The sequence below is a fragment of the Saccharomonospora sp. CUA-673 genome (assembly GCF_001942305.1).
Taxonomy (GTDB): domain Bacteria; phylum Actinomycetota; class Actinomycetes; order Mycobacteriales; family Pseudonocardiaceae; genus Prauserella.
The window spans coordinates 1-24,778 of record NZ_MKKE01000040.1; the positions used below are offsets into that span (position 1 = coordinate 1).

Here is a 24,778-nt window from a genome sequence, read left to right on the forward strand (position 1 = left end):
ACACCTCAGCAGCATCAGCCCGAGCCCGCAAAGCAAGAACCGACCGAGCCTCGTCAACAATCCCCTCAACATCTCTCACGCAACCACTATACCGAACAAATGATCGACATTCACCACCCACAAGGACGACGAACAACCACCACGCAAAGTAACAAAACATCCCCGAAGAATCGACACCGCCGAAGCGAAGCAAGGCCAAACCCGCCAACCACCCACTCCACCCACAAACCCGCCCCCGTGAAGTGCCATCCCGTCGACCTAAAGCCGAACCATCACACTGCAGTCAGGGCGCAACCCGAAACCAAACAGGCGCCCAACAACGAAACCTTGCGCCCTGGCTGCAGTGTGATACCCCAAACGAGAGGTCGACGGGATGACACTTCCCCCGGCGGCAAAGCCGCCCCACCATCCCGGAGACCTGCCCGCCGGCGAGGCATCCCCTACCCCAAAGCAACAAAACCGCGCCGCGACCTGCCAACACAACGACGCGAGATGCCAACACACCGCCGCAACCCGCCCCCACGGCCCCCACGGCACCCCCACCTCCCGATCCTCACACCTCCAGGACGAAGGCGAAGAGGGGTACGTGGGGATGCGGGGCCCAGTCGCGTTCGGGTGCGCGGCGGAATCCGAGGCGTTGGTAGATGCGGTGTGCGGTGTGCATGCGGTCGCGACTGGAGAGGACGACGGTGGTGATGCGGCGTGTGCGGGCGATGTCGAGTACGGCGCGGGTGAGTGCTTCGCCGACGCCGCGGCCTTGAGCGTGGGGTGACACGGCGAGCATGCGGAATTCGAGTTCGCCGGGTCGTGCGACTTCGGCCTTGGGTGAGCCGGCTTCGACGACGGTGACGGATCCGAGGACGGCTTCGTCGTCGTCGACGGCGACGAGTACCTCGCCGCTGGCGGCGCGGCTGTCGACGTCGCGCAGGCTGGCTGCGTAGGCGGGTTCGTCGTCGAGGTGCCCACCGGCGGTGTAGGCGGCGACGGTGAGGTCGCCGATCGCGGCGTACTCGACGGGCACCGCCCGCCGAACCCGAACCTCACTCATCGACTGCCCACCTCTCGCGCCCCCGCAACGCCAACACGGCGACGCCAACTGCCAACACGGCGACGTGGGGTGCTGACACGGCGACGTGGGGTGCTGACACGGCGCGCGCGAACGCTGACCTCACTCATCGGTGTCGTCAGGGGCCAGTTCGGCGATGTCGCGGGCGGCGTCGGGGCCTTGCTCGAGCAGCACGGTGAGGCCGTTCTCGTCGAGGACGGGCACCTTGAGCTGGAGGGCCTTGTCGTATTTGGACCCGGGTGCGTCGCCGACGACGACGAACGCCGTCTTCTTCGACACGACCCGGCGGCCTTGCCACCGCGGGCCATGATGGCTTCCTTGGCCTCGTCACGGGAGTAGGTCTCGAGCGAGCCGGTGACCACGATGGACAGTCCTTCGAGGTGGCGCGGGATGGACGTGTCGCGTTCGTCCTCCATGCGCACGCCCGCGGCGCGCCACTTCTCGACGATCTCCCGGTGCCAGTCGACGGCGAACCATTCCCGCACGGCCGTGGCGATCGTGGGCCCGACGCCGTCGACGTCGGCGAGTTCGGCCTCGTCGGCCGCGTCGATCCGTTCGACGGTGCCGAACTCGCGCGCCAACGCCTGGGCGGCGGTGGGTCCGACGTGCCGGATCGACAGTCCGACGAGGACCTTCCACAGCGGACGGTCCTTGGCCGAGTCCAGGTTGGCCAGCAGGCGGGCGCCGTTGGCGGACAGTTCGCCCGCCTTGGTGACGAACAGGTCGACCTGCAGGAGTTTCTGTTCGTCGAGGTCGAACACGTCGCCCTCGTCGGTCACCACGCCGGCTTCCAACAGCGCCGCGGCGGCCTCGTAGCCGAGCACCTCGATGTCGAAGGCGCCGCGGCCGGCGAGGTGGAACAGCCGTTCCCGCAGCTGCGCGGGGCACGTCCGCGAGTTCGGGCAGCGGATGTCGACGTCGCCCTCCTTCTGGTGGGCGAGCCGGGTCCCGCATTCGGGGCAGTGGCTGGGCATGACGAACGCGCGTTCGTCGCCGGTGCGCACGTCGACGACCGGACCGAGCACCTCGGGGATCACGTCGCCCGCCTTGCGGATGACGACCCGGTCGCCGATGAGCACGCCCTTGCGTTCGACCTCCTCGGCGTTGTGCAGGGTGGCCATGGCGACGGTCGAGCCGGCGACCTTCACCGGCTCCATCACGGCGTACGGCGTGACCCGGCCGGTGCGGCCGACGTTGACCCGGATGTCCTGCAGCCGGGTCGTGGCCTCTTCCGGCGGGTACTTGTAGGCGATCGCCCAGCGCGCGCCCGGGCCGTGGCGCCGAGGCGGCGCTGCTGCGCGACGTCGTCGACCTTCACCACGACGCCGTCGATCTCGTGCTCGGCGTCGTGCCGGTGCGCGCCCCAGTACTCGATGTGCTCGACGAGCCCTTCGGCGCCGTCGATCGTCCGGCTGTTCCCGGACACGGGCAGTCCCCACGCCGCCAGCGCGTCGTAGGCCTCCGACTGGCGCGCCGGTTCGAAACCCTGCCGCCGGCCCAGGCCGTGGCAGATGAGCCGCAGCGGCCGCGTGCGGGTGACCTTCGGGTCCTTCTGCCGCAGCGATCCGGCGGCGGCGTTGCGCGGGTTGGCAAACGGCGGTTTGCCCGCGTCGACCAGGCCCGCGTTGAGTTCGGCGAACTCCTCGAGGCGGAAGTAGATCTCGCCGCGGATCTCGACCAGGTCGGGCACGGGGAACTCGTCGGTGCCGGTGAGCCGGTCGGGCACGTCCTCCATGGTGCGCACGTTGAGGGTGACGTCCTCGCCGGTGCGCCCGTCGCCGCGGGTGAGGGCGCGGGTGAGTTTGCCGTTCTCGTAGAGCAGGTTCACGGCCAGCCCGTCGATCTTGAGTTCGCACAGGTAGCGCGCGCTGCCGCCGATCTCCTTCTCGACCCGGTCCACCCAGGCGCGCAGCTCGTCGACGTCGAACGCGTTGTCGAGGCTGAGCATCCGTTCGAGGTGGTCGTGGGCGACGAACTCGGTGGAGAACGTGCCGCCGACCTTCTGCGTCGGCGAGTCCGGCGTCGCCAGCCCCGGGTAGCGGCGCTCCAGCTCCTCCAGCTCGCGCAGCAACGTGTCGAACTCGCCGTCGGAGATCGTCGGCGAGTCCAGCACGTAGTACCGGAACTGGTGCCCGGTGACCTCCTCGGTCAGCGCGGCGTGCCGTTCCCGCGCGTCGCCGGGCACGTCGTTGATGTCCTCCGCCACGGGTGCCCCCTCGTCGGGCACGTTCGCGGGGACCGGGGTGTCCTGGACGTCCTCACTGCTCACGGTCATTGAGCGTAGTCAGGGGTACCGACATTCCGCCGACCCGCTCCACCGCGTGAGCGACGTCCCCACGCGCGACCGGCGACCACCGTATGCTGACCCCGATGACCGCGCCCTCGAGTTCCACGCCCCACGACGCGCTGGCCCGCCTGCGGGCGATGGCCGCGGACGGGACGTTGGCGCGGCTCTGCGCCGAGCATCACGTCGACCTCCTCGTCGCCCACGGCAGCGCCGTCGACCCGGAACCGCTGCGCCCACCGCGCGACCTCGACCTGGCCTACCTGACGACGCGGCGGGAGCGGGTCGACCGGCTCGCGCTGACCAACGCCCTGCTCGCCGCGCTGCGCTTCGACGACCTGGACCTGATGAACCTCAACGGTGCGAACCCCGTGGCGATGGCACGAGCACTCGGCCCCGGGCGCAACGAGGTGCTGTACGAGGCCGAGGACGGCCTGTTCGCCACCATGCAGATCGCCGCACTCAAGATGGAGATGGAGACCCGCTGGATGCGCCGACGTGACCTCGAACTGATGGCGGAGCGCTGAACGACGTCGTAGTCGCGGTCGAGCGACGCTACTGCTTGCCCGTGTCCGGGTCGGCCGGGTCGTCGGAGCCGGCACCGTCCGGGTCGTCGGGGACGCCGGCGAGGCGGCGGACCATGGTGCGGAACTCGACCAGGGTCACCGTGTTGCTGGGCTCCTGCACGGCGGTCTCCACGCGGCGCAGCCGTTCGGCGGCCAGGCGCTCCCCGAGCGTCACGTCGAGCGGCAGGAACGTCATGGTCCGCTGCGTCGACTCGTCGACCTGCTCGAACAGCGGATGGTGCACGGCGACGTCCACCAGGCCCGTGTCGTCGTCGGTCTGCGCCACGACCCGCGTCTGCCCCAGTTCGAACCGCCGGCCGGCGAAGTTCACCGCCACCCCCGACGGATCGGGCACCGGCGGCACCGAGTCGTGGTACTCCCAGATCGCGTCGTCCGGCGGCGCCGCGGCCTTCCACGCGTCGGTGTACGGCCGCAGTTCGGGGTCCTCCCTGCCGCTGACCACCAGGGCGTAGATCGCCCGCCGTCCGCGGTCCAGGCTGAACTGCAGACCCGGGTGCACCGCGGCCACCGGTTCGACAATCAGGTTCTCCGCGCGCTCGCTGTCGCCCTCCCCCAGTGCCGCGCTCAGATGCGGCAGCAACTCCGCCCACGTCCGCCAGAAGTCGGCGGCCGCGGCGTGCGGATCGTCCGGGACGGCCTGCTCGGGCCACGGCGTCCGCGGATCCGGCATGTCCCCCATCGCATCCGCACCGGCCCGGTCAGCAGCGCCGTCCTCGCCGGAACGGCGTTTCCTACGGAACCACCCCATGATGTCCCCCTTCTACCACCGCTCGGGCGGCTCGACGAACGCCTTCCCGACGTCCCGGGTCAACGACAATGCCCGACGCAACCAGCCACCCGTCGCGCCGGCCAGCCCGCACGTCGGCGTCACGAACGTCCGCTCGGCGAGGATCGACCGGTTGAAGCCCAACCGATCCACCAGGTCCAGCGCCGGCCGTGCCACCTCGTCCAGGCTCGGGTCCACCGCGGGCGGCTGCCCCGGAATCAGTCCCAGGCCGAGGCGCACCCCGGCGTCCCACGCCTCGCCGAGCTCGTCGAGCAGCGCGCCGGGTGCGCCGTCGAGCAACGTCCCGTCGAGCGCGATCGCGTCGGCGCCGGCGGACCGCAGCAGCGCCACCGGCGGGCGGCGGGCGCACGTGTGCACCACCACCGGGTTGCCCGTGATCTCGGCGGCCGCGGTGAACGTGCGGCGCAGCAGCTCGCGCGCGTCCGGTTCCGGCACGGCGCCGACCGTGCCGTAGCCCGACGCCGTCGGCAGCGAGCCGGCGAGCACGTCGGGCAGCATCGGCTCGTCGAACTGCACCACGACGCCCGCACCGGTGCGGTCGGACAGCTCGGCCACGTGCGCGGCCAGGCCTTCGAGCAGCGAGTCGACGACGTCGCGGGTCGCGCCCCGGTCGGTGAGCACCCGATGTCCGCGGGCCAGTTCGACGCCGGCCGCGAGCGTCCACGGCCCCGCGACCTGCGTCTTCACGGCCCACGGCGTGCCGCCTGCGTGCTCGGCGGCCTCGGTGACGGCGTCGACGTCCCAGCGCATCAGGTCCACCGCGCGCCGGTGCTGATGGCCCGGCCGCTGCGCGATCCGGTACCCGGTGGGCACGACGTCCACGGCGATGTCGACAAGCAGACCCGCGGTGCGGCCCAGCAGGTCGGCGCCGACACCGCGCGCGGGCAACTCGGGAAGGTGGGGCAGGTCGGGCAGCTCGCCGAAGACGATCGCCGCGGCCTCCGCGACGTCCGTACCCGGCATCGAGCCGATCCCGGTGGCCATGCCCTGCGGCCATGCTCGCTCACTCACGACCCCGATTGTTTCCCATCGGCCCGCGGCCGGCCGCGGGGCCCGGGGCACCGGCCGGCTACCCGTCCGGGTGCCCCAGCAGCTCGGCGAATCGCTCCGCGCCCGGCGACTCGACGGGGAAATGCCCGGCGCCTTCCAGCGGCACGTACTGCTTGGGGGCGGCGATCCGGTCGAAGAACCGCAGGCTCAGCTCCGCCGGGGTCCACCGGTCGTCGGCCGGATGCGCCAGCACGACCGGGGTGGAGGTCGCGTCCTCGGGTTCGACGGCAGGCTGTGAGTCGAAGAAGCTGCGGAAGAAGCCCAACGGCATCCGGCCCCCACCGCCGCGACGATCGCGCAGCACGACGTCGGCCAGCTCCGGATCATTGGCGATCGCGCGCATGTTCGTCAGCCACGGCAACGGAACCCGGACCCCGGCCAACGGTCCCGCGGCGGCCCGCAACACGGGTCGCGCGAGCGGGCCCATCCACCGGAACCGGGCGGCGGCCGCGCGGGCGCCGGCGTCGTTGGGGTCGAGCAGGCACGTCACGATCAGGCGATCGACCGCGTTCGTGCGGGTGGCCACCTCGTAGGAGAGCATGCCGCCGACACTGGCGCCGAGCAGCCACAATGGACCGTCGTGCCGCTGCCGGTGCTCCACCGTCAGATCACGCGCCAGCGCGACCCAGTCGGGATAGCGGATCGCCGATCTGTTCGGCACGCGGGTGTGCCCGTAACCGGGCATGTCAGGAACCACCACGTGCACACCACGTTGTGCAGCCAACGCCGCGAACGGCCACATCAGCGCCGCATGGCCGCCGGCGCCGTGGAACGCGATCGCGTGGACATCGGCGTCCGGGTCGCCGATCCGCTCCACGTGGACGTCCGCATCGCGCCACCGCCACCACGTCGACTCGCGCCGCGGCGGCGGTTCGGCGCGCAGACTCTCGGGCAGGAAACGGCGGTAAACTTCGTGCATACGACTGTCCTCGTCCATACACCCATCCCAGCCTCCGCCCGGAGGCGTGACAACTCGCATTGGGACCCCATGGACACGCCCCGAAAACACCCGCGTCAGCAGCGCTCCCGCGCCACGGTCGAGGCCGTGCTCGAGGCGGCTGCTCAGGTTTTCGAACGCGAGGGCATGGCCGCGACCACCAACCGCATCGCCGAACGCGCCGGGTTCTCCATCGGCACGGTGTACCAGTACTTCCCCAACAAACACGCGATCCTCGCCGCCCTCGCCGAACGGCACATCGACGACGCGGCCACGCAGTTGCGGGCCACGTTCGCCGAACTCGACGCGGCGAACGCCGGTTGGAAGGAGACGGTGCACGCGGTCTGCACGACACTGGCCCGGCTGCACGCCGACCGCCCGCGGCTCCACACGGTGCTCTACGACCTGGCACCGCGCGTACCCGAGGGCGTCGCCCGGTTGCACACCCTGCACGCCGAGACGACCGCGGCCGTCGCAGCCGCGCTGCGCCGGTGCGGTGCCGACACCGGGGTGGATCCCGAGCACACGGCCGCACTGGTGGTCCACACCGCCGAGGCGACCCTGCACCGCGTGCTGCTCACCGACTCCGTGTCCGACTCTGCGCCCGACCCCGTGTCCAGCCCCGCGTCCGGCCCCGCGTCCGGCGCCGATGTGGCCGACATCGCCGAACGCCTCGCCGCGACCCTGCTGGCCCTCGTCCCCGCGCCTACGCGCTGAAGCGGTCCCGCAGTTCGCGTTTGAGGATCTTGCCGGAGGCGTTGCGCGGCAGGTCGTCGACGAAGTGCACCTGCTTGGGCACCTTGAACGGCGCCAGCCGCTCCTTGACCCACTGCGTCAGCTCCGCCGCGTCCGGCGCGTCCGGGCCGGCGTCCTTGGTGACCACGACCGCGGTGATCGCCTCGATCCACCGCTCGTCCGGCAGGCCCACGACCGCCACCTCGCCGACCGCCGGATGCGTGTACAGCGCGTCCTCGACCTCCCGCGAGGCCACCATGACCCCGCCGGTGTTGATGACGTCCTTGATGCGGTCGACGACGAAGATGTAGCCCTCCTCGTCCACCCGCACCAGGTCACCGGAGTGGAACCATCCTCCCCCGCCGGCTACGCCCTCGTTGGCGGGGCGCCCCCACTGCCGGCTACGCCCTCATTGGCGGGGGGACCCCCATTCCCGCCACCAAAAACTTCAGCCGACTCCTCGGGTTTGTCCCAGTAGCCGAGGCACAGCTGCGCGACCGGTAAACGATCTCGCCCTCGCCACCCGGCTCCACGTCGTTGCCGTCGGTGTCGACCACGCGCGCCTCGACGAACAACACCGGCCGCCCTGCCGAATCGGGGCGCGTGTCGTGGTCCTCGGGGCGCAGCACGCACGCCAACGGCCCGATCTCCGACTGGCCGAAGCAGTTGTAGAACCCCAGTTCCGGCAACGTGGTGCGCAGCCGTTCGAGAATCGGCCCCGGCATGATCGAGGCCCCGTAGTACGCCTTGCGCAATGTGGACAGATCGCGGGTGCCGAAGTCCGGGTGGTTGGCGAGCGCGACCCACAGGGTGGGCGCGGCGAAGAACGCGCCGTGCCGGTCGTCGGCCATGCGCCGCAGGATGTCGGCCGGGTCGGGCGTCTCGACGATCGTGTTGGTCGCCCCGACCGCCAGCCACGGCAGCAGGAACACGTGCATCTGCGCCGAGTGGTACAGCGGCATCACGTGCAGCGGCGCGTCGTCGGCGGTCAGGTCGAGGTCGACGATGCACGACAGGTACTCGTGCACCAGCGCGCGATGGGTCATCATCGCGCCCTTCGGCCGCGACGTCGTGCCCGACGTGTAGAGCAGCTGGGCCAGATCGGTGTCGGCGACCGTGACGTCGAGCTCCGGCACCTCGCCCGCACCGGCGGCGGCGAGCAGCGAGTCGTCGGCGTCGCGGAGCGGCACGACCCGGTCGACGTCGAGGTCGAGGTCGTCGAGGTGGCCGCGCAGAGCCGGGTCGGCAAGCACCGTCCGGCTGCCCGACTGCGTCACCAGATAGGCCAGCTCGGCGCCGGTCAGGTTGTAGTTGACCGGCACGTGCACCAGGCCCGCGCGGGCGCACGCGAGGAAGCCGATGAGGTAGGCGTCGGAGTTCTTGCCGTACGCCGCGACCCGGTCGCCGTGGGCCAGTCCGAGCGACAGCAGGTGCGCCGCGGCGCGCGTGACGGCGGCGTCCAGTTCGGCGTAGGTCCACGTGCGGTCGGCGAACCGCACGGCCACGCGGTTCGGGGTGCGCGACGCGCTCCGCCGCGGGACGTCCGCGATCGTGCTCGACAGGCTGGCAGGCGGGGCCGCAGCTGCGGCGAGCCCTGGGTTCGGCATCGAACTCCTCCGTGATCGCGTTCGCGACCGGCATGGTCGATGACGATCTTCCCCCAGGTGCGCCGCACCGTTCAACACCCGCCCGCGGCGGGCGGGTGTTTCAGGCGGTGGCGGCGATCTTGGCGCTGCCGAGGACCACGTCGCCGGCCTCGGCGTCGGGGCGGTACATCACGGCGACCTGACCGGGGGCCACGCCCGTGAGCGGCTCGTGCAGCGACATCCGCACCTCGTCGCCGTCGGCCTCGGCGACCGCGGGCGCCATGCCGCCGTGCGCGCGCACCTGCACGACGCACTCGGTCGGCCCGTCCAACCGGCGCTGCGACGGCCAGATCGCGCGGTCGGCGTCGATCCGCGAGACGGCCAGCTCCTGCGACGAGCCGACCTTCACGGTGCCGGACACCGGCTCGAGCGAGAGCACGTACCGCGGCTTTCCGTCGGACGCGGGCGCGTCGATGCCCAGGCCCTTGCGCTGGCCGACGGTGAAGCCGTGCACACCCGTGTGGCGGCCGAGCACCGCACCGGTGTCGGCGTCGACGAGGTCACCGGGACGCTCACCGAGACGCGACTCGAGGAACTTCTTCGTGTCGCCGTCGGGGATGAAGCAGATGTCGTGGCTGTCCGGCTTGTCGGCCACGGCGAGCCCGCGCTCGGTCGCTTCGACGCGCACGTCCGGCTTGCGCGAACCTCCCAACGGGAACATCGCGTGCCGCAGCTGCTCGGGGGTGAGCGAGGCCAGCACGTACGACTGGTCCTTGTCCTCGTCGGCGCTGCGCCGCAACTCCGGCACACCATCCACAACGGACAGGCGCGCGTAGTGGCCCGTGCAGACCGCGTCGAACCCCAGACCGACGGCCTTCTCCAGCAACGCCTCGAACTTGATCTTCTCGTTGCACGTCATGCACGGGTTCGGGGTGCGGCCCGCGGCGTACTCGCCGACGAACGTCTCCACGACCTCCTCGGTGAACCGCTCCGCGAAATCCCAGACGTAGAACGGGATCCCGAGGATGTCGGCGGCCCGGCGGGCATCGCGCGAGTCCTCGATCGTGCAGCACCCGCGCGCGCCGGTGCGCAGGGTGCCGGGCTTGGCTGACAACGCAAGGTGCACGCCGGTGACGTCGTGTCCGGCCTCGACCGCCCGCGCGGCCGCCACCGCCGAATCCACACCCCCGCTCATCGCGGCCAGTACGCGCATGGGCTCATGCCTCCTGCTTCTGCTTGCGCATGCCGGTCAGCCCGGCCTGACGTGCGCGGTCGACGACGCCCCGCAGCTCGCGGGCCACGGCGTCGACGTCCTCGCGCGTGGACGTGTGGCCCAGGGAGAACCGCAACGACCCGCGTGCCGCGGTCGCGTCGGCGCCCATCGCCGTGAGGACATGGCTCGGTTCGGCGACCCCGGCCGTGCACGCCGAGCCGGTGGAGCATTCGATGCCCTTGGCGTCGAGCAGCATCAGCAGGCTGTCGCCTGCGCAGCCCGGGAACGTGAAGTGGGCGATGCCGGGCAACCGGTCCGGCGAGTCGGCGGGCAGGCCGTTGAGCACCGCGTCCGGCACCTCCGCGCGCACGGCGGCGATGAGGTCGTCGCGCAGCTTCGTCAGCTGGCCGGCGGTGACCGGCAGCTGTTCGGTGGCCTCGCGCACCGCGGTGGCGAAGGCGTGCACGCCGGGCACATCGAGCGTGCCGGAGCGGACCTCGCGCTCCTGACCACCGCCGTGCAGCAGCGGCAGGCACGAGGTCGACCGGTCGAGCAGCAGCGCGCCGACGCCGTACGGGCCGCCGATCTTGTGCCCGGTGAGCGTGAGCGCCTGGGCGCCGCCGGCCGCGAAGTCGACGTCGACGCCGCCGACGGCCTGCACGGCGTCCGTGTGGAGCGGGATGTCGTGCTCGCCGCACACGGCGGCGATGTCGGCGACCGGGTTGACGGTGCCGACCTCGTTGTTGGCCCACATGACGGTGGCCAGGGCCACGTCGTCCGGCCCCGAGTCGAGGGCGGCCCGCACCGTCTCCGGGTGCACGCGGCCCGTGGCGTCGACCTCGAGCCACGTCAGCTCGGCGCCCTCGTGGTCGGCCAGCCACGTCACGGTGTCCAGGACGGCGTGGTGCTCGACGGCGCTGACCAGGATGCGCCTGCGCCGCGGGTCGGCGTCCCGCCGCGCCCAGAAGATGCCCTTGATGGCGAGGTTGTCACTCTCCGTGCCGCCGCCGGTGAAGATCACCTCGGACGGCCGGGCCCCCGTGGCCTCCGCGACCACCTCGCGCGCCTCCTCGACGACGCGCCGCGCGCGCCGTCCCGAGGAATGCAGCGACGACGCGTTGCCCACCGTGGACATCGCGTCGGTCATCGCGGCGATCGCGGCCGGCGACATCGGGGTCGTCGCCGCGTGGTCGAGGTACGTCATCGCCTGCCCAGGGTAGTCGCCGACCCATGGACAACGCTCCGGCACCGGTGGGTGAGGTACCTGTGGGGTGCACCCGGGCCGCCGTGTCAGCACCCCACGTCGCCGTGTCAGCAGTTGGCGTCGCCGTGTTGGCACCTCGCGTCGCCGTGTTGGCGTTCTGTACACGTGAGGCGCGCACTCCCCCTGCAGCCAGCCCGCCGGCCGCGGCCAGCACCGTCAGCACGGCGCAGAAGACGACGATCGCCGTGCCCGGGGCCGACGCCCCGGCGAACACGCCGAGCAACACCCCGCCGAAACCGATGACCAGGGCCGACGTCACCCAGTCGCCCAGCTGCATCGACGCGCTGGCGAACCCGCGTTCGCCCTCACCGGCATGCCGCAACATCAACAGCTGCAGCGAGGGGAAACCGAGCCCCATGCCCGCCCCGCCGACGGCCGAGGCCACGAACGCCACCCAACCGGGCCACCCCGGCAACGCGACGCACCCGAACAACGCGATCGACACCGCGACCAGGGCGAAACCCGCACGCACGAGGCGGGTGCGGTCCCAGTCCGGGTACCGGCCCTGCACCGCCGAGCCCAGCGACCAGCTCACCGCCGCCACCGTCAACGGCAGCCCCGCGAGCGCGGGCGCGTAGCCGTGCACCGTGGTCATCGTCAGCGGTTGGTATGCCTGCAGGCCGGCGAACGTGGCCGCCAGCAACGCCCGCGAGCGCACGACGCCCGGCAGCCCCGGACGGCCGGTGAGCGTGCCGGCCGGCAGCAACCGCCGCACCGCCACCCCTACGGCCACCAGTCCCGCCGCGCCGTAGGCCAGCGCCGGCCCCGACGGGTGCTGCGCGGCCCACGTCAAGGCGGCCACCCCGGTCGCGGCCATCACCGCGACGCCCACGCTCGCCACCCGCGCCGGCGACTCGGCAGGCCGGTATGCCGCGAACCGGCGCAGCACCGGCAACCACAGCACCATGCCGATCGGCACCAACGGCGCCAGCCCGTAGAAGACCCACCGCCACCCCACGCGTCCGTGACGAACCCCGCGATCGGCGGACCGACCACCGCCGGCAGCACCCATGCCGCCGCGTTGGCCGCGTACACCACGGGCCGCTCCCGGTCGGTGAACACCAACGCGACCAACAGCGACGTCGCCACCAGCACCGTGCCCGTCCCCAGCCCCTGCAGGAACCGGCCCAGCAGCAACATCGCCATCGACGGCGCGAACCCGGCCACGAGGAGCCCCACCAGGAACACCGCCGGGCCCGCGACCAACGACGGCACCGGTCCCCTGCGGTCGCACACCCGTCCCGACAGCACCGTCGCGACCACGCTCGCCACGAGGAACGCCGTGAACGGCCACGAATAGAGCCCGCCACCGTCCAGGTCGGCGACCATCGTCGGCATCGCCGTCGCCACGCCGAGGTTCTCGAACGCCATCAGCGTCACGATCAGCAGCAAGCCCGCCGTCGTCGTCCGGTGCTCCCGGCTCCACAGGACGCTGCGCCCGGCCGTCTCGGAGGTCGACGGCTCGGGTGCGGAGGCCTGGGGTGTCGTCACCCGGTAAGCCTGCAATCTCCAGCGCACTCGAGGTCCAGACCCGAATCCGGTCGCCGTGTCAGCACCCCACGACGCCGTGCCAGCAGTTCACGTCGCCGTGTTGGCACCCCACGTCGCTGTGTTGGGGCCGGACGGGTGTTGATCCAGGGCTCGCGACAATGCCAGGCTCGAATCGTCCGCAACGGGGCGCGACGTAACGGAGGCTCGCCGCACATGACCGAGTACCTGAACGAGACCGTGTTCACCTGGGGCGCCACGCCGCTGAAGTTCGGCGCGGGCGCGGTCGACGAGATCGGCTGGGACCTGGCCAAACTCGGCGCACAACGTGTACTCATCATCACCGACCCCGGCGTCGCCGCCACCGGGTTGCCCTCCCGCGTCGCCGACGCCGCCAAGGCCGGCGGCCTCACCGTCGACATCTTCGACCGCGTCCACGTCGAACCCACCGACGACAGCATCCGCGACGCGATCGCCTACGCCGGCGAATCCACCTGGGACGGCTTCATCGGCGTCGGCGGCGGCTCCGCCATCGACACCGCCAAGGCCGTCAACCTCTACACGACCCACCCCGCCGACCTCTACGACTACGTCAACAAGCCCATCGGCGAAGGCCTCGCCCCGCCCGCACCGCTCAAACCGCTCGTCGCCGTCCCCACCACCGCCGGCACCGGGTCCGAAACCACTCCGGTGTGCGTCATGGACTTCCTCGAGCTCCAGGTCAAGTCCGGCATCAGCCACCCGTACCTGCGCCCCGACCTCGCCGTGATCGACCCGCTCCTCACGCTGTCGATGCCGCCCGAGGTGACCGCGGCCAGCGGCATGGACGTCCTGTGCCACGCGCTCGAGTCCTACACCGCGCGGCCCTTCCACTCCTTCGCCCGGCACACGCCCGAGACCCGCGTCGCCTACAACGGGTCCAACCCGATCTCCGACGCGTGGACCGAACAGGCCCTGACCCTGCTCGCCCGGTCGTTCCGCAAGGCCGTCCTCAACGGCGGCGATCTCGAGGCCCGCACCGACATGATGCTCGCCGCGACCTTCGCCGGCATGGGGTTCGGCAACGCCGGCGTCCACATTCCCCACGCCTGCGCCTATCCCATCGCCGGTCGCGTCCGCGAGTACCGACCCGGCAACTATCCCCAGGACGTCGCACTCGTCCCCCACGGCGAATCCGTATCCCTCACCGCACCCGCGGCATTCCGCTTCACCTTCCCCACCGACCCCGGCAAACACCTCCACGCCGCCGACATCCTCGACCCTCGCGGCGCCGACACCACCCGCGACGAACGCGAACGCCTCCCCCAGGTCCTCACCTCACTGATGCGCGACATCGGCATCCCCAACGGCCTGTCCGGCGTCGGGTACACCGCCCACGACGTCCGCCCGCTCGTCGAGGGGACCATGCAGCAACAACGCCTCCTCGCCGTCACACCCCGCACCGCGACGGAGGAGGACATCGAAGCCGTCCTCACCGAGTCGCTCGAGAACTGGTGAGCACCGACCGCCTACGGTGGGGCCCGTGAGTGATCTCGTCAGTGATCTCCGGGCCTCCGTCAGCGGCGACGTCGAGGCAGGCCCCACCGCGCGCGCCGTGTTCAGCATGGACGCGTCCAACTATCGGCACGCGCCTCGTGCCGTCGTGTTCCCCCGCGACGCCGACGACCTCGCCGCCGTCCTCCGCGTGTGCCGCGACCACCGGGTGCCGGTCACCGCGCGCGGTGCCGGCACCAGCATCGCCGGCCAGGCCGTCGGACCCGGCGTCGTGCTCGACCACACGCGGTACATGAACCGCATCCTCGACATCGATCCCGACGGCCGCACCGCCCGCGTCCAGCCGGGCGTCGTCCTCGACACCCTGCGCGCCGAGGCGTCCCGCCACGGCCTCACCTTCGGACCGGACCCGTCCACCCACAGCCGCTGCACCCTCGGCGGCATGATCGGCAACGACTCCTGCGGTTCGCACTCCGTCGCCTGGGGCCGCACCACACACAACGTGGTCGCACTCGACATCCTCACCGCCGACGGCACCGCCATGACCGTCGACAGCGACAATCCCGACAGCACCCCGGACAACGCGCACACCCGTGCGCTGCGCCGACTCGTCGACGACAATCTCGCCACCATCCGCCAGGGATTCCCCGCCCTGCCCCGGCGCGTGTCGGGCTACGCCCTCGACCGGCTCCTGCCCGAGAACGGTTTCGACCTCGCCCGCGCCCTCGTCGGCACCGAGGCACCTGCGCCCTCATCACCGAAGCCACCGTCCGGCTCGTGCCCGCCCCCGCGGTGCGCGTGCTCCTCGTCGCCGGCTACGCCGATGACGTCGCCGCCGCCGACGCCGTCCCGCACGTCCTGCCGCTCCGGCCGCTCACCCTCGAGGGCATGGGCGCCGACATGATCGACGCCCTGCTCGTGCGTGGCCGCCGGCCCGCCGCGCTCGACCGGCTCCCCGACGGCGGCGGCTGGCTGTTCATCGAGATCGGCGGCGACGACCCGGCCGACGCGCACGCCAACGCCGAACGCGTCGCCGCCGTCCTCGCCGACCGCACCGGCGCCGCCACGTCCATCGCCGCCGACCCCCGCGACCAGAAACAGCTGTGGGGTATCCGTGAGGCGGCCTCCGGTATCGCCACCCGCATCCCCACGGCCGACGGCAGCACCGAGGCCTGGCCCGGCTGGGAGGACGCCGCCGTGCCGCCGGAACGGCTCGGCGCCTACCTGCGCGAGTTCCGCGCCCTCCTCCTCGACCACGGCCTGCGGGGCATCCCGTACGGACATTTCGGTGAGGGCTGCGTCCACGTGCGCATCGACTTCGAACTCACCACCGAGGACGGCCGCGCCCGATTCCGCGCGTTTATGGAGGACGCCGCCGACCTCGTCGTCGCCCACGGCGGATCGTTGTCCGGCGAACACGGCGACGGGCAGGCGCGCGCGGAACTGCTGCCGCGCATGTACTCCCCGGAGATCCTGCGTCTGTTCGAGGCCTTCAAGGCGATCTGGGACCCCGACGACCTGCTCAACCCCGGCGTGCTCGTGCGCCCGCGCGCGATGGACGCCGACCTGCGCTTCGACGGGCCCGTCCGCGAGCTTCCGCTGACGCTGCGCTATCCGCACGACGGCGGCTCGCTGGCCGTGGCCACGCGGCGCTGCGTCGGGGTCGGCAAGTGCATCGACACCTCCACCGGCGTCATGTGCCCCAGCTACATGGCCACGGGCAAGGAGGAACACTCCACCCGCGGCCGCGCGCGGCTGCTGTCGGAGATGATGCGCGGCGAGACGGTCACCGACGGCTGGCGCTCCACCGAGGTCCGCGACGCACTCGACCTCTGCCTGGCATGCAAGGGATGTCTGTCCGACTGTCCGGTGCATGTGGACATGGCCTCGTACAAGGCCGAGTTCCTGCACCAGCACTACCGCGGGCGCTGCGGCCGGCCGCGCACTACGCCCTCGGTTTCCTGCCCCTGTGGTCGCGCATCGCCGCCACCGTGCCGCGGGTCGCCAACGCGGTGTTCGACTCGCAGCGGCTGTCGAACGTGCTGACCCGCCTCGGCGGCATCGCGCAGCAGCGCTCGCTCCCCCGGTTCGCGCGGCGCACCCTGCGTAAACGCCTGCGCAGCCTGTCCGAGGGCATCCCGCGCACGTTCACGCGGCCGCGCGTGGTGCTGTGGCCGGACACGTTCACCGACCACTTCTCCCCCGACGTCGGCCTCGCCGCCGCGCGCGTGCTGGAACACGCCGGATTCGACGTCGTGCTCCCGCGTTCGTCGGTCTGTTGCGGACTGACGTGGATCTCGACCGGCCAGCTCGGCGTCGCGCGCCGGGTGCTGCGCCGGACGCTGAAGGTGCTGGCACCGGAGATCGCCGCCGGCACGCCGATCGTCGCGCTCGAACCCAGCTGCCTGGCCGTGCTGCGGCACGACATCCACGACCTGCTGGGCCCCGAGGAGATCGGCAAGTCCGGCGAGATCACGGCGCTGACGCTGGCGGAGTTCCTCGAACGGTACGCACCGGATGTCGAGTTCCCCGACCTCGACGCCGACGGGCCCACACAGGCCATCACGCAGCAGCACTGCCACCAGCACGCCGTCGTCGGCAACGCCGCCGACGAACGGATCCTGGCGAAGGCGGGCGTCGAGGGCCGCACGCTCGACTCGGGCTGCTGCGGACTGGCCGGCAACTTCGGCATGGAGGAGGGCCACTACGAGGTGTCCGTCGCCGCCGCCGAGCGCGTCCTGGTCCCGGAGGTCGACGGCGCCGACCCGGACACGCTCGTGCTCGCAGACGGGTTCAGTTGCCGCACGCAGATCGCCGACCTCACCGAACGCCGGGCGCTGCACCTGGCCGAGGTGCTCGACCGGGCACTGGCCCGCCGGTCGTCCCGGTGACCGGAACGCCACGGTTGCCCGGTTCGCGCGCATCCCACGACCGTGAGGCCATGGAGACCCCTGCCGGCATCGACGCCGCCACCGTGACGGACCTAGCGAAACGCCTGCAGCAGGCATACGAGACGCGCACGCCGGTCGACCCGCTCATCGCCGACCACCCGGACCTGACGATCGTCGACGCCTACCGGATCCAGCAGGAACAGGTGGACGGCTGGGTCGCGGCGGGCGAGATCGTCAAGGGGCACAAGGTGGGCCTGTCCTCGCCGGCGATGCAGCAGCAGATGGGCGTGAACCAGCCCGATTTCGGCCACCTCACCAGCGGCATGTTCCACCTCGAGCACCGGCCGATCACCACGTCGTTCCTGCAACCGCGCATCGAGCCGGAGGTTGCGTTCGTCCTGGGCAAGCAGCTCACCGGCCCCGGCGTCACGGTGGCCGACGCGGCGCGCGCGGTCGAGTTCGTCCTGCCCGCGCTGGAGATCGTGGACTCGCGGATCCGGGACTGGCGCATCTCGATCGCCGACACCGTCGCCGACAACGCCTCGTCCGGCGGCGTCGTCCTCGGCACCAAGCCGTCGTTGCTGTCGTCGCTGGATCTGCGGGCCATGGGCTGCACGTTGTACCGCTCGGGTGCGCTGCTGGCGACCGGAACCGGCAGCGCCGTCCTCGGCTCGCCGCTGAACGCCCTCGTGTGGCTGGCGAACACCATCGGACCGCTGGGTCTGTCGCTCGAACCCGGACATGTCGTACTCCCCGGCACCATGACGCAGGCGTTCCCCGTGGCCCAGGGCGAGACGATCACGGCCCAGCTGGACGGTCTCGGCGATGTCACGGCCGTGTTCGCCCCCGACGGTCACCCGGAGGCTGAACGCGGTCCATACCGGTGAGTTCGAACTGATCGACCCTGGTCAGGGGCTCACGCAGCGTAGAACCCGTTGACCGGGCGCCGTCAATCCCGCAGTGTTGTATCCCACGCGCGTCCACTGAGAAGTCCCGATAACGGCGATTTCACATTACTGTCATAAGACCGGTTAACCCCGGGACGTTCAGCGCGCGCCGATCCTGCAGGCGAACCCTGCTGTCGGCGCGTGCCTGTACCGCCAGCCGTGCACAGCCCCCTGTGCACCGGGCTCGCAAGAGCCTGGCCTTGCCACACAACGGCGTGTGGTCGCCGACGACAGACTCGGGCTCCGTCGTCGAGTCCCCTACTGACCATCGCACCACCAGGCCGGACCGTTAACCGACCGGGCATCGCCCCCGGTCGGATGGCAGCCCGGCCTGGCTGTGCCGAGCCAAGGAGGGCGGCAAGCCGTGACCCGCCACGCACCGCGCAAGCCGAACACCGGGCTGTACGACGAGCAGTACGAACACGATGCCTGTGGTGTCGCTTTCGTCGCCGATATGTCCGGTCGTCCGGATCACGAGATCGTGCGCAAAGCACTGGTCGCGCTGAACAATCTCGAGCACCGCGGAGCCCGCGGCGCCGAGACCGAGACCGGTGACGGCGCCGGAATCCTGATCCAGATTCCCGACGCCTTCTACCGCGAGGTCACCGACTTCGAGCTGCCCGAGCCGGGCGCCTACGCCGTCGGCACCGCGTTCCTGCCCCAGGACGAGTCGGCGCGCGACAAGGCCATGTCGGCCGTCGAACGCATCGCCGCCGAGGAGCACCTGCGCGTGCTGGGCTGGCGCGAGCTGCCGGTCGACGGCGAGCACGTGGGCCCGAGCGCCCGCGAGACCATGCCGTACTTCGCGCAGGTGTTCCTGGCCCCGCAGCGGGACGGCGACGCCGGCGAGCCTGCGGCCGCGGGCGGCCTCGAGCTCGAACGCGCCGCGTTCGTCGTGCGCAAGCGCGCCGAGCACCAGCTGGAGGACTCCGGCGTCTACTTCCCGAGCCTGTCGTCGCGGACGATCGTCTACAAGGGAATGCTCACCGAGCCGCAGGTCCCCAAGTTCTTCACCGACCTGACCGACGAGCGCGTCGTCAGCGCGATCGGTCTGGTCCACTCGCGCTTCTCCACGAACACGTTCCCGTCGTGGCCGCTCGCGCACCCGTACCGCTACGTCGCGCACAACGGTGAGATCAACACCCTCAAGGGCAACCGAAACTGGATGGACGCCCGCGAGTCGCAGCTCGACACCGACCTCATCCCGGGTCCGCTGCGCCGCATCTACCCCGTGATCACGCGGGGCGCGTCCGACTCGGCCTCGTTCGACGAGGTGCTGGAGATGCTGCACCTCGGTGGCCGCTCGCTGCCGCACGCGGTGCTGATGATGATCCCGGAGGCGTGGGAGAACCACGCCGAGATGGACCCGGCCCGGCGCGCGTTCTACGAGTTCCACGCCACGATGATGGAGCCGTGGGACGGGCCCGCCCTGGTCTCGTTCACCGACGGCACGCAGATCGGCGCCGTGCTGGACCGCAACGGCCTGCGCCCCGCCCGCTACTGGGTCACCGAGGACGGCCTGGTCGTGCTCGCCAGTGAGGCCGGTGTGCTGGAGCTCGACCAGTCGACGATCGTGCGCAAGGGCCGGCTCGAGCCGGGCCGCATGTTCCTGGTCGACACGGCCGAGGGCCGGATCGTCGACGACGAGGAGATCAAGGGTCAGCTCGCCGCCGAGCACCCCTACGACGAGTGGCTCGCCGACGGCAGGCTCAAGCTCGACGACCTGCCCGAGCGCGAGCGTGAGGTCCCGACGCACGCCTCGCTGGTGCGCAGCCAGCAGGCGTTCGGCTACACGGCCGAGGAGCTCGACGTGCTGCTCGAGCCGATGGCCCGCACCGGTGCGGAGCCGATCGGGTCGATGGGCAACGACTCCCCCATCGCCACGCTCTCCAGCGGGCAGCGGCCGATCTTCGACTACTTCACGCAGCTGTTCGCGCAGGTGACGAACCCGCCGTTGGACGCGATCCGCGAGGAGCTCGTCACCGCGCTCGGCACGCAGCTGGGCTCCGAGCCGAACCTGCTGCAGGCCGGACCGGAGCACGCGCGCAAGATCGTCCTGCCGTTCCCGGTGGTCGACAACGACGATCTGGCCAAGCTGGTCCACGCCAACGACGACGGCACGCTGCCCGAGTTCACCTCCTACACCGTGCGCGGCACGTACGACGCCGCGGGCGGCGGAGCGGCGCTGCGGCAGCGGCTCGACGAGATCCGCGCCGAGGTGTCCGAGGCGATCGCGGACGGCGCACGGCTCATCGTGCTGTCCGACCGCGGCGTCGACGCCGAGCACGCGGCGATCCCGTCGCTGCTGCTGACCGGCGCGGTGCACCACCACCTGGTGCGGGAGAAGAGCCGCACGCAGGTGGGGCTGATCGTCGAGTCCGGCGACGCCCGCGAGGTGCACCACATCGCGCTGCTCATCGGCTACGGCGCGGCCGCGGTGAACCCGTACCTGGCGATGGCCACCGTCGAGGAGCTGGCCGAGAACGGCCGGCTCGGCGACATCACCGCCAAGCAGGCCACGGCCAACCTCATCAAGGCGCTCGGCAAGGGCGTGCGCAAGACGATGTCGAAGATGGGCGTGTCCACGGTGGCCTCGTACACCGGCGCGCAGATCTTCGAGGCCATCGGCCTGGGTTCCGAGGTCATCGACAGCTGCTTCACCGGCACCACGTCGCGGCTCGGCGGGGTCGGGTTCGACGTGCTGGCCAAGGAGGTCACCGAGCGGCACCGCCGCGCGTTCCCGGCCGACGACGTCCGCCCGCACCACCGCGAGCTGGCCACGGGCGGCGACTACCAGTGGCGCCGCGAGGGCGAGCCGCACCTGTTCAACCCGCAGACGGTGTTCAAACTTCAGCACTCCACGCGCTCGGGCAAGTACGAGATCTTCAAGGAGTACACGAAGGCCGTCGACGAGCAGGCCGAGGAGCTCATGACGCTGCGCGGACTGTTCGCCTTCAAGGGGGGCGTGCGGCCGCCGGTGCCGATCGAGGAGGTCGAACCGGTCTCGGAGATCGTCAAGCGGTTCGCCACGGGCGCGATCTCCTACGGCTCGATCTCGGCCGAGGCGCACGAGACCCTCGCGATCGCGATGAACCGGTTGAAGGGCAAGTCCAACACCGGTGAGGGCGGTGAGGACCCGGAGCGCCTCTACGACTCGGAGCGGCGCAGTGCGATCAAGCAGGTCGCGAGTGGACGGTTCGGTGTGACGAGCGAGTACCTCGTCAACGCCGACGACATCCAGATCAAGATGGCGCAGGGCGCCAAGCCCGGTGAGGGTGGCCAGCTGCCCGGCGGCAAGGTGTACCCGTGGATCGGCAAGACCCGGCACTCCACGCCGGGCGTGGGGCTGATCTCCCCGCCGCCGCACCACGACATCTATTCGATCGAGGACCTCAAGCAGCTGATCCACGATCTGAAGAACGCCAACCCGGCCGCGCGGATCCACGTCAAGCTCGTGTCCGAGGTCGGTGTCGGCACGGTCGCCGCGGGTGTGTCGAAGGCGCACGCGGACGTCGTGCTGATCTCCGGGCACGACGGCGGCACGGGCGCTCGCCCCTGTCGTCGATCAAGCACGCGGGCGGTCCGTGGGAACTCGGCCTGGCCGAGACGCAGCAGACGCTGCTGGCCAACCGACTGCGCGACCGGATCGTGGTGCAGACCGACGGTCAGCTCAAGACCGGCCGCGACGTGCTCATCGCCGCCCTGCTGGGTGCCGAGGAGTTCGGGTTCGCGACCGCTCCGCTGGTCGTGTCGGGCTGCATCATGATGCGCGTGTGCCACCTGGACACGTGTCCGGTCGGCGTCGCGACGCAGAACCCCGCGCTGCGGGAGAAGTTCAGCGGCAAGGCCGACTACGTGGTGAACTTCTTCGAGTTCATCGCCCAGGAGGTGCGCGAGTACCTGGCGGCGCTGGGCTTCCGCTCGATCGCCGAGGCGGTCGGCCACGCCGAACTGCTCGACACCCGGGACGCGGTCGACCACTGGAAGGCCGAGGGTCTGGACCTGTCGCCGATCTTCGAGGTGCCCGACATCGAGCCGGGCGCCGCCCGTCACCAGGTCGTCGAGCAGGACCACGGTCTGGACTCCGCGCTCGACAACACGCTGATCCAGCTCGCCGAGGGCGCGCTGCGCTCGGGCGACCGCGTGACGCTGGACCTGCCGGTGCGCAACGTCAACCGGACCGTCGGCACGATGCTCGGCCACGAGTTGACCAAGCAGTGGGGCGGCGAGGGCCTGCCGGACGACACGATCGACATCCGGTTCACCGGCACGGCCGGGCAGGCGTTCGGCGCGTTCGTGCCGAAGGGCATCACGCTGCGGCTGACAGGAGACGGCAACGACTACGTCGGCAAGGGCCTGTCCGGTGGCCGGATCGTCGTGCGCCCGCCGGAGTCGGCGCCGATCGTCGCCGAGGACCACATCATCGCGGGCAACGTCATCGGTTACGGCGCGACCGGCGGTGAACTGTTCCTGCGCGGCAAGGTCGGCGAGCGGTTCTGCGTGCGTAACTCGGGCGCGCTGGCCGTCGTCGAGGGCGTCGGCGACCACGGCTGCGAGTACATGACCGGTGGCCGGGTCGTGGTGCTGGGCTCGACGGGCCGCAACTTCGCGGCGGGCATGTCCGGCGGTGTGGCCTACGTGCTCGACCTCGACCAGGGCCGCGTCAACGGCGAGATGGTCGACCTGGAAGGGCTCGACGAGGACGACGTCGAGGTGCTCCTCGAGGCCGTCGAACGGCACTACACCGAGACCGACTCGGCGGTGGCGCACGCGCTGCTCACCGACTGGGAGACCGCACTGCCGCGGTTCACGAAGGTCATGCCGAAGGACTACAAGCGGGTCCTGCAGGCGCGCGCGGCGGCCGAGCGCGACGGCAGGGACGTCAACGAGGCGATCATGGAGGCGGCTCATGGCTGAGACGCGCAACCTGATGGCCGGCACGACGAGGGAGGCGGATCATGGCTGACCCCAAGGGTTTTCTGAACACGAAGCGGGAGACGCCGACGTCTCGTCCCGTCGACATTCGGATCAAGGACTGGCGCGAGGTCTACGAGGACTTCGAGCGGACCAAGATGAGGGAGCAGGCGGGTCGCTGCATGGATTGCGGCATCCCGTTCTGTCACCAGGGTTGTCCGCTGGGCAACCTCATCCCGGAGTGGAACACGCTCACGTGGCGCGACGACTGGTCGGAGGCGATCGAGCGGCTGCACGCGACGAACAACTTCCCGGAGTTCACGGGAACGTTGTGCCCGGCTCCGTGTGAGACGGCGTGTGTGCTCGGCATCAACGACGACCCGGTGACGATCAAGGGCACCGAGATCGCGATCATCGACCGTGCGTGGGACGAGGGGTGGGTCACGCCGCAGCAGCCGGCGACGAAGACCGGCAAGAAGGTCGCGGTCGTCGGTTCGGGCCCGTCGGGTCTGGCGGCGGCCCAGCAGCTGACGCGTGCGGGTCACGACGTGGTCGTGCTCGAACGGGCCGATGCGATCGGCGGGCTGCTGCGCTACGGCATTCCCGAGTTCAAGATGGAGAAGCACCGGCTGGACCGGCGGCTCGAGCAGATGCGCGCCGAGGGCACGGAGTTCCGCACGAACGTCAACGTCGGCGTGGACGTCACGGCCGAGCAGCTGCGCGCCGACTACGACGCGGTGGTGCTGGCCGGCGGTGCGACGGCGTGGCGCGATCTGCCTGCCCCCGGCCGCGAGGCCACCGGTGTGTACCAGGCGATGGAGTACCTGCCGCCGGCGAACAGGGTGGCCAGCGGCGAGCTGGACGTCTCCCCGATCGACGCGGCGGGCAAGGACGTCGTGGTGATCGGCGGCGGGGACACCGGCGCGGACTGTGTCGGCACGGCGCACCGGCAGGGTGCGCGGTCGGTGACGCAGCTGGAGATCATGCCGAAGCCGCCGGAGTCGCGTGCGGAGGCGCACCCGTGGCCGACGTACCCGATGCTGTACCGCGTCACCTCGGCGCACGAGGAGGGCGGTGAGCGCCTGTACTCGGTGAACACGCAGGAGTTCGTCGCCGACGCGACGGCAACCTGACGGGGATCAAGCTCGTCGAGGTGCAGCGCGGCGAGGGCGGCGGTTTCGAGCCGGTGCCCGGCACCGAGCGGGAACTGCCCGCGCAGCTGGTGCTGCTGGCGATGGGCTTCGTCGGTCCCGAGAAGGCGGGCCTGATCGAGGACCTGGGTGTCGATCTGGACGAGCGCGGCAACGTCGCGCGGGACAAGGAGTTCCGCACGAGCGTCGACAACGTGTTCGTCGCGGGCGACATGGGCCGTGGACAGTCGCTGATCGTGTGGGCGATCGCCGAGGGCCGCTCCGCGGCCGCCGGCGTGGACGCCTACCTCACGGACCGCGACATGCTCCCCGCGCCGATCGCGCCCACCGACCGCCCGCTCACGTAAGACCCACGCGGGGTGGTCAACGTCGCCCGCCCCGCGT

General features: G+C 71.2%; 10 protein-coding genes and 6 pseudogenes. 7 read left to right on the plus strand and 9 right to left on the minus strand.

From position 1 onward, the window contains the following. Positions 1-553 precede the first annotated feature (553 nt). Both BJF85_RS17715 and ligA read right to left on the minus strand, forming a co-directional pair. Complete coding sequence (locus BJF85_RS17715; RefSeq protein ID WP_075849139.1) at positions 554-1,048, minus strand: GNAT family N-acetyltransferase; 495 nt, start codon at positions 1,046-1,048, stop codon at positions 554-556. Positions 1,049-1,168: 120 nt separating this feature from the next. After that, a pseudogene (ligA, locus tag BJF85_RS17720) lies at positions 1,169-3,341 on the minus strand (NAD-dependent DNA ligase LigA). Positions 3,342-3,436: 95 nt separating this feature from the next. Here ligA and BJF85_RS17725 point away from each other — a divergent pair. Continuing rightward, on the plus strand, positions 3,437-3,877 hold the full coding sequence (locus BJF85_RS17725; protein WP_139320692.1) for a hypothetical protein: 441 nt from the start codon (positions 3,437-3,439) through the stop codon (positions 3,875-3,877). A gap of 28 nt (positions 3,878-3,905) precedes the next feature. Here BJF85_RS17725 and BJF85_RS17730 read toward each other — a convergent pair whose 3' ends face one another. Genes BJF85_RS17730 through BJF85_RS17740 form a run of 3 tightly spaced genes read right to left on the minus strand, consistent with a single transcriptional unit; the run spans position 3,906 to position 6,693 of the window. Beyond that, a complete protein-coding gene (locus BJF85_RS17730) occupies positions 3,906-4,685 on the minus strand; it encodes a hypothetical protein (RefSeq protein ID WP_369822208.1) in 780 nt (259 codons plus the stop codon). A gap of 12 nt (positions 4,686-4,697) precedes the next feature. Further along, positions 4,698-5,735 carry a methionine synthase gene (locus BJF85_RS17735; protein WP_075849145.1) on the minus strand — a complete coding sequence of 346 codons (1,038 nt, stop codon included), beginning with the start codon at positions 5,733-5,735 and terminating at the stop codon, positions 4,698-4,700. A gap of 58 nt (positions 5,736-5,793) precedes the next feature. Next, positions 5,794-6,693, minus strand: a complete 900-nt coding sequence (locus BJF85_RS17740; RefSeq protein ID WP_075849147.1) for an alpha/beta hydrolase — start codon at positions 6,691-6,693, stop codon at positions 5,794-5,796. A gap of 69 nt (positions 6,694-6,762) precedes the next feature. Between BJF85_RS17740 and BJF85_RS17745 the strand changes: the two genes are divergently transcribed. Next, positions 6,763-7,428, plus strand: coding sequence for a TetR/AcrR family transcriptional regulator (locus tag BJF85_RS17745; protein ID WP_075849149.1), 666 nt, complete (start codon positions 6,763-6,765; stop codon positions 7,426-7,428). On the opposite strand, the pseudogene BJF85_RS17750 reads toward BJF85_RS17745, so the two are convergent. From BJF85_RS17750 to BJF85_RS26700, 4 genes and pseudogenes are all read right to left on the minus strand, one after another. Then, positions 7,418-9,053 (minus strand): annotated as a pseudogene (locus BJF85_RS17750) (acyl-CoA synthetase). The gene BJF85_RS17745 and the pseudogene BJF85_RS17750 sit on opposite strands and share 11 nt — an antisense overlap. Before the next feature lie 100 nt (positions 9,054-9,153). Then, positions 9,154-10,245 (minus strand): tRNA 2-thiouridine(34) synthase MnmA, encoded by a 1,092-nt coding sequence (mnmA, locus tag BJF85_RS17755; protein WP_075849151.1) that lies wholly within the window; start codon positions 10,243-10,245, stop codon positions 9,154-9,156. 4 nt (positions 10,246-10,249) lie between these two features. Continuing rightward, positions 10,250-11,449 carry a cysteine desulfurase family protein gene (locus BJF85_RS17760; protein WP_075849153.1) on the minus strand — a complete coding sequence of 400 codons (1,200 nt, stop codon included), beginning with the start codon at positions 11,447-11,449 and terminating at the stop codon, positions 10,250-10,252. Positions 11,450-11,834: 385 nt separating this feature from the next. Beyond that, a pseudogene (locus tag BJF85_RS26700) lies at positions 11,835-12,880 on the minus strand (MFS transporter); the annotation flags it as partial. Between the two features lie 333 nt (positions 12,881-13,213). On the opposite strand from BJF85_RS26700, the gene BJF85_RS17770 reads away from it, so the two are divergent. The 5 genes and pseudogenes from BJF85_RS17770 (at position 13,214) to BJF85_RS17790 (ending at position 24,741) form a co-directional block, all read left to right on the plus strand. After that, positions 13,214-14,494: a hydroxyacid-oxoacid transhydrogenase gene (locus tag BJF85_RS17770; protein WP_075849157.1), complete on the plus strand. Its 1,281-nt coding sequence runs from the start codon at positions 13,214-13,216 to the stop codon at positions 14,492-14,494. A 16-nt stretch (positions 14,495-14,510) separates the two neighbouring features. Continuing rightward, a pseudogene (locus tag BJF85_RS17775) lies at positions 14,511-17,382 on the plus strand (FAD-binding and (Fe-S)-binding domain-containing protein). Positions 17,383-17,432: 50 nt separating this feature from the next. Further along, entirely contained in the window at positions 17,433-18,269 is an 837-nt protein-coding gene (locus BJF85_RS17780) for a 2-keto-4-pentenoate hydratase (protein WP_075849159.1), read from the plus strand. Between the two features lie 424 nt (positions 18,270-18,693). Then, positions 18,694-23,246, plus strand: a pseudogene (gltB, locus tag BJF85_RS17785) (glutamate synthase large subunit). Positions 23,247-23,287: 41 nt separating this feature from the next. Further along, positions 23,288-24,741, plus strand: a pseudogene (locus BJF85_RS17790) (glutamate synthase subunit beta). The last annotated feature ends 37 nt before the right edge of the window (positions 24,742-24,778 follow it).

Bases quoted from the DNA above. Each gene is read 5' to 3' on its own strand.
- BJF85_RS17715 (WP_075849139.1), bottom strand. From the start codon at position 1,048: ATGAGTGAGGTTCGGGTTCGGCGGGCGGTGCCCGTCGAGTACGCCGCG.
- BJF85_RS17725 (WP_139320692.1), top strand. From the start codon at position 3,437: ATGACCGCGCCCTCGAGTTCCACGCCCCACGACGCGCTGGCCCGCCTG.
- BJF85_RS17730 (WP_369822208.1), bottom strand. From the start codon at position 4,685: ATGGGGTGGTTCCGTAGGAAACGCCGTTCCGGCGAGGACGGCGCTGCT.
- BJF85_RS17740 (WP_075849147.1), bottom strand. From the start codon at position 6,693: ATGCACGAAGTTTACCGCCGTTTCCTGCCCGAGAGTCTGCGCGCCGAA.
- BJF85_RS17745 (WP_075849149.1), top strand. From the start codon at position 6,763: ATGGACACGCCCCGAAAACACCCGCGTCAGCAGCGCTCCCGCGCCACG.
- mnmA (WP_075849151.1), bottom strand. From the start codon at position 10,245: ATGCGCGTACTGGCCGCGATGAGCGGGGGTGTGGATTCGGCGGTGGCG.
- BJF85_RS17760 (WP_075849153.1), bottom strand. From the start codon at position 11,449: ATGACGTACCTCGACCACGCGGCGACGACCCCGATGTCGCCGGCCGCG.
- BJF85_RS17770 (WP_075849157.1), top strand. From the start codon at position 13,214: ATGACCGAGTACCTGAACGAGACCGTGTTCACCTGGGGCGCCACGCCG.
- BJF85_RS17780 (WP_075849159.1), top strand. From the start codon at position 17,433: ATGGAGACCCCTGCCGGCATCGACGCCGCCACCGTGACGGACCTAGCG.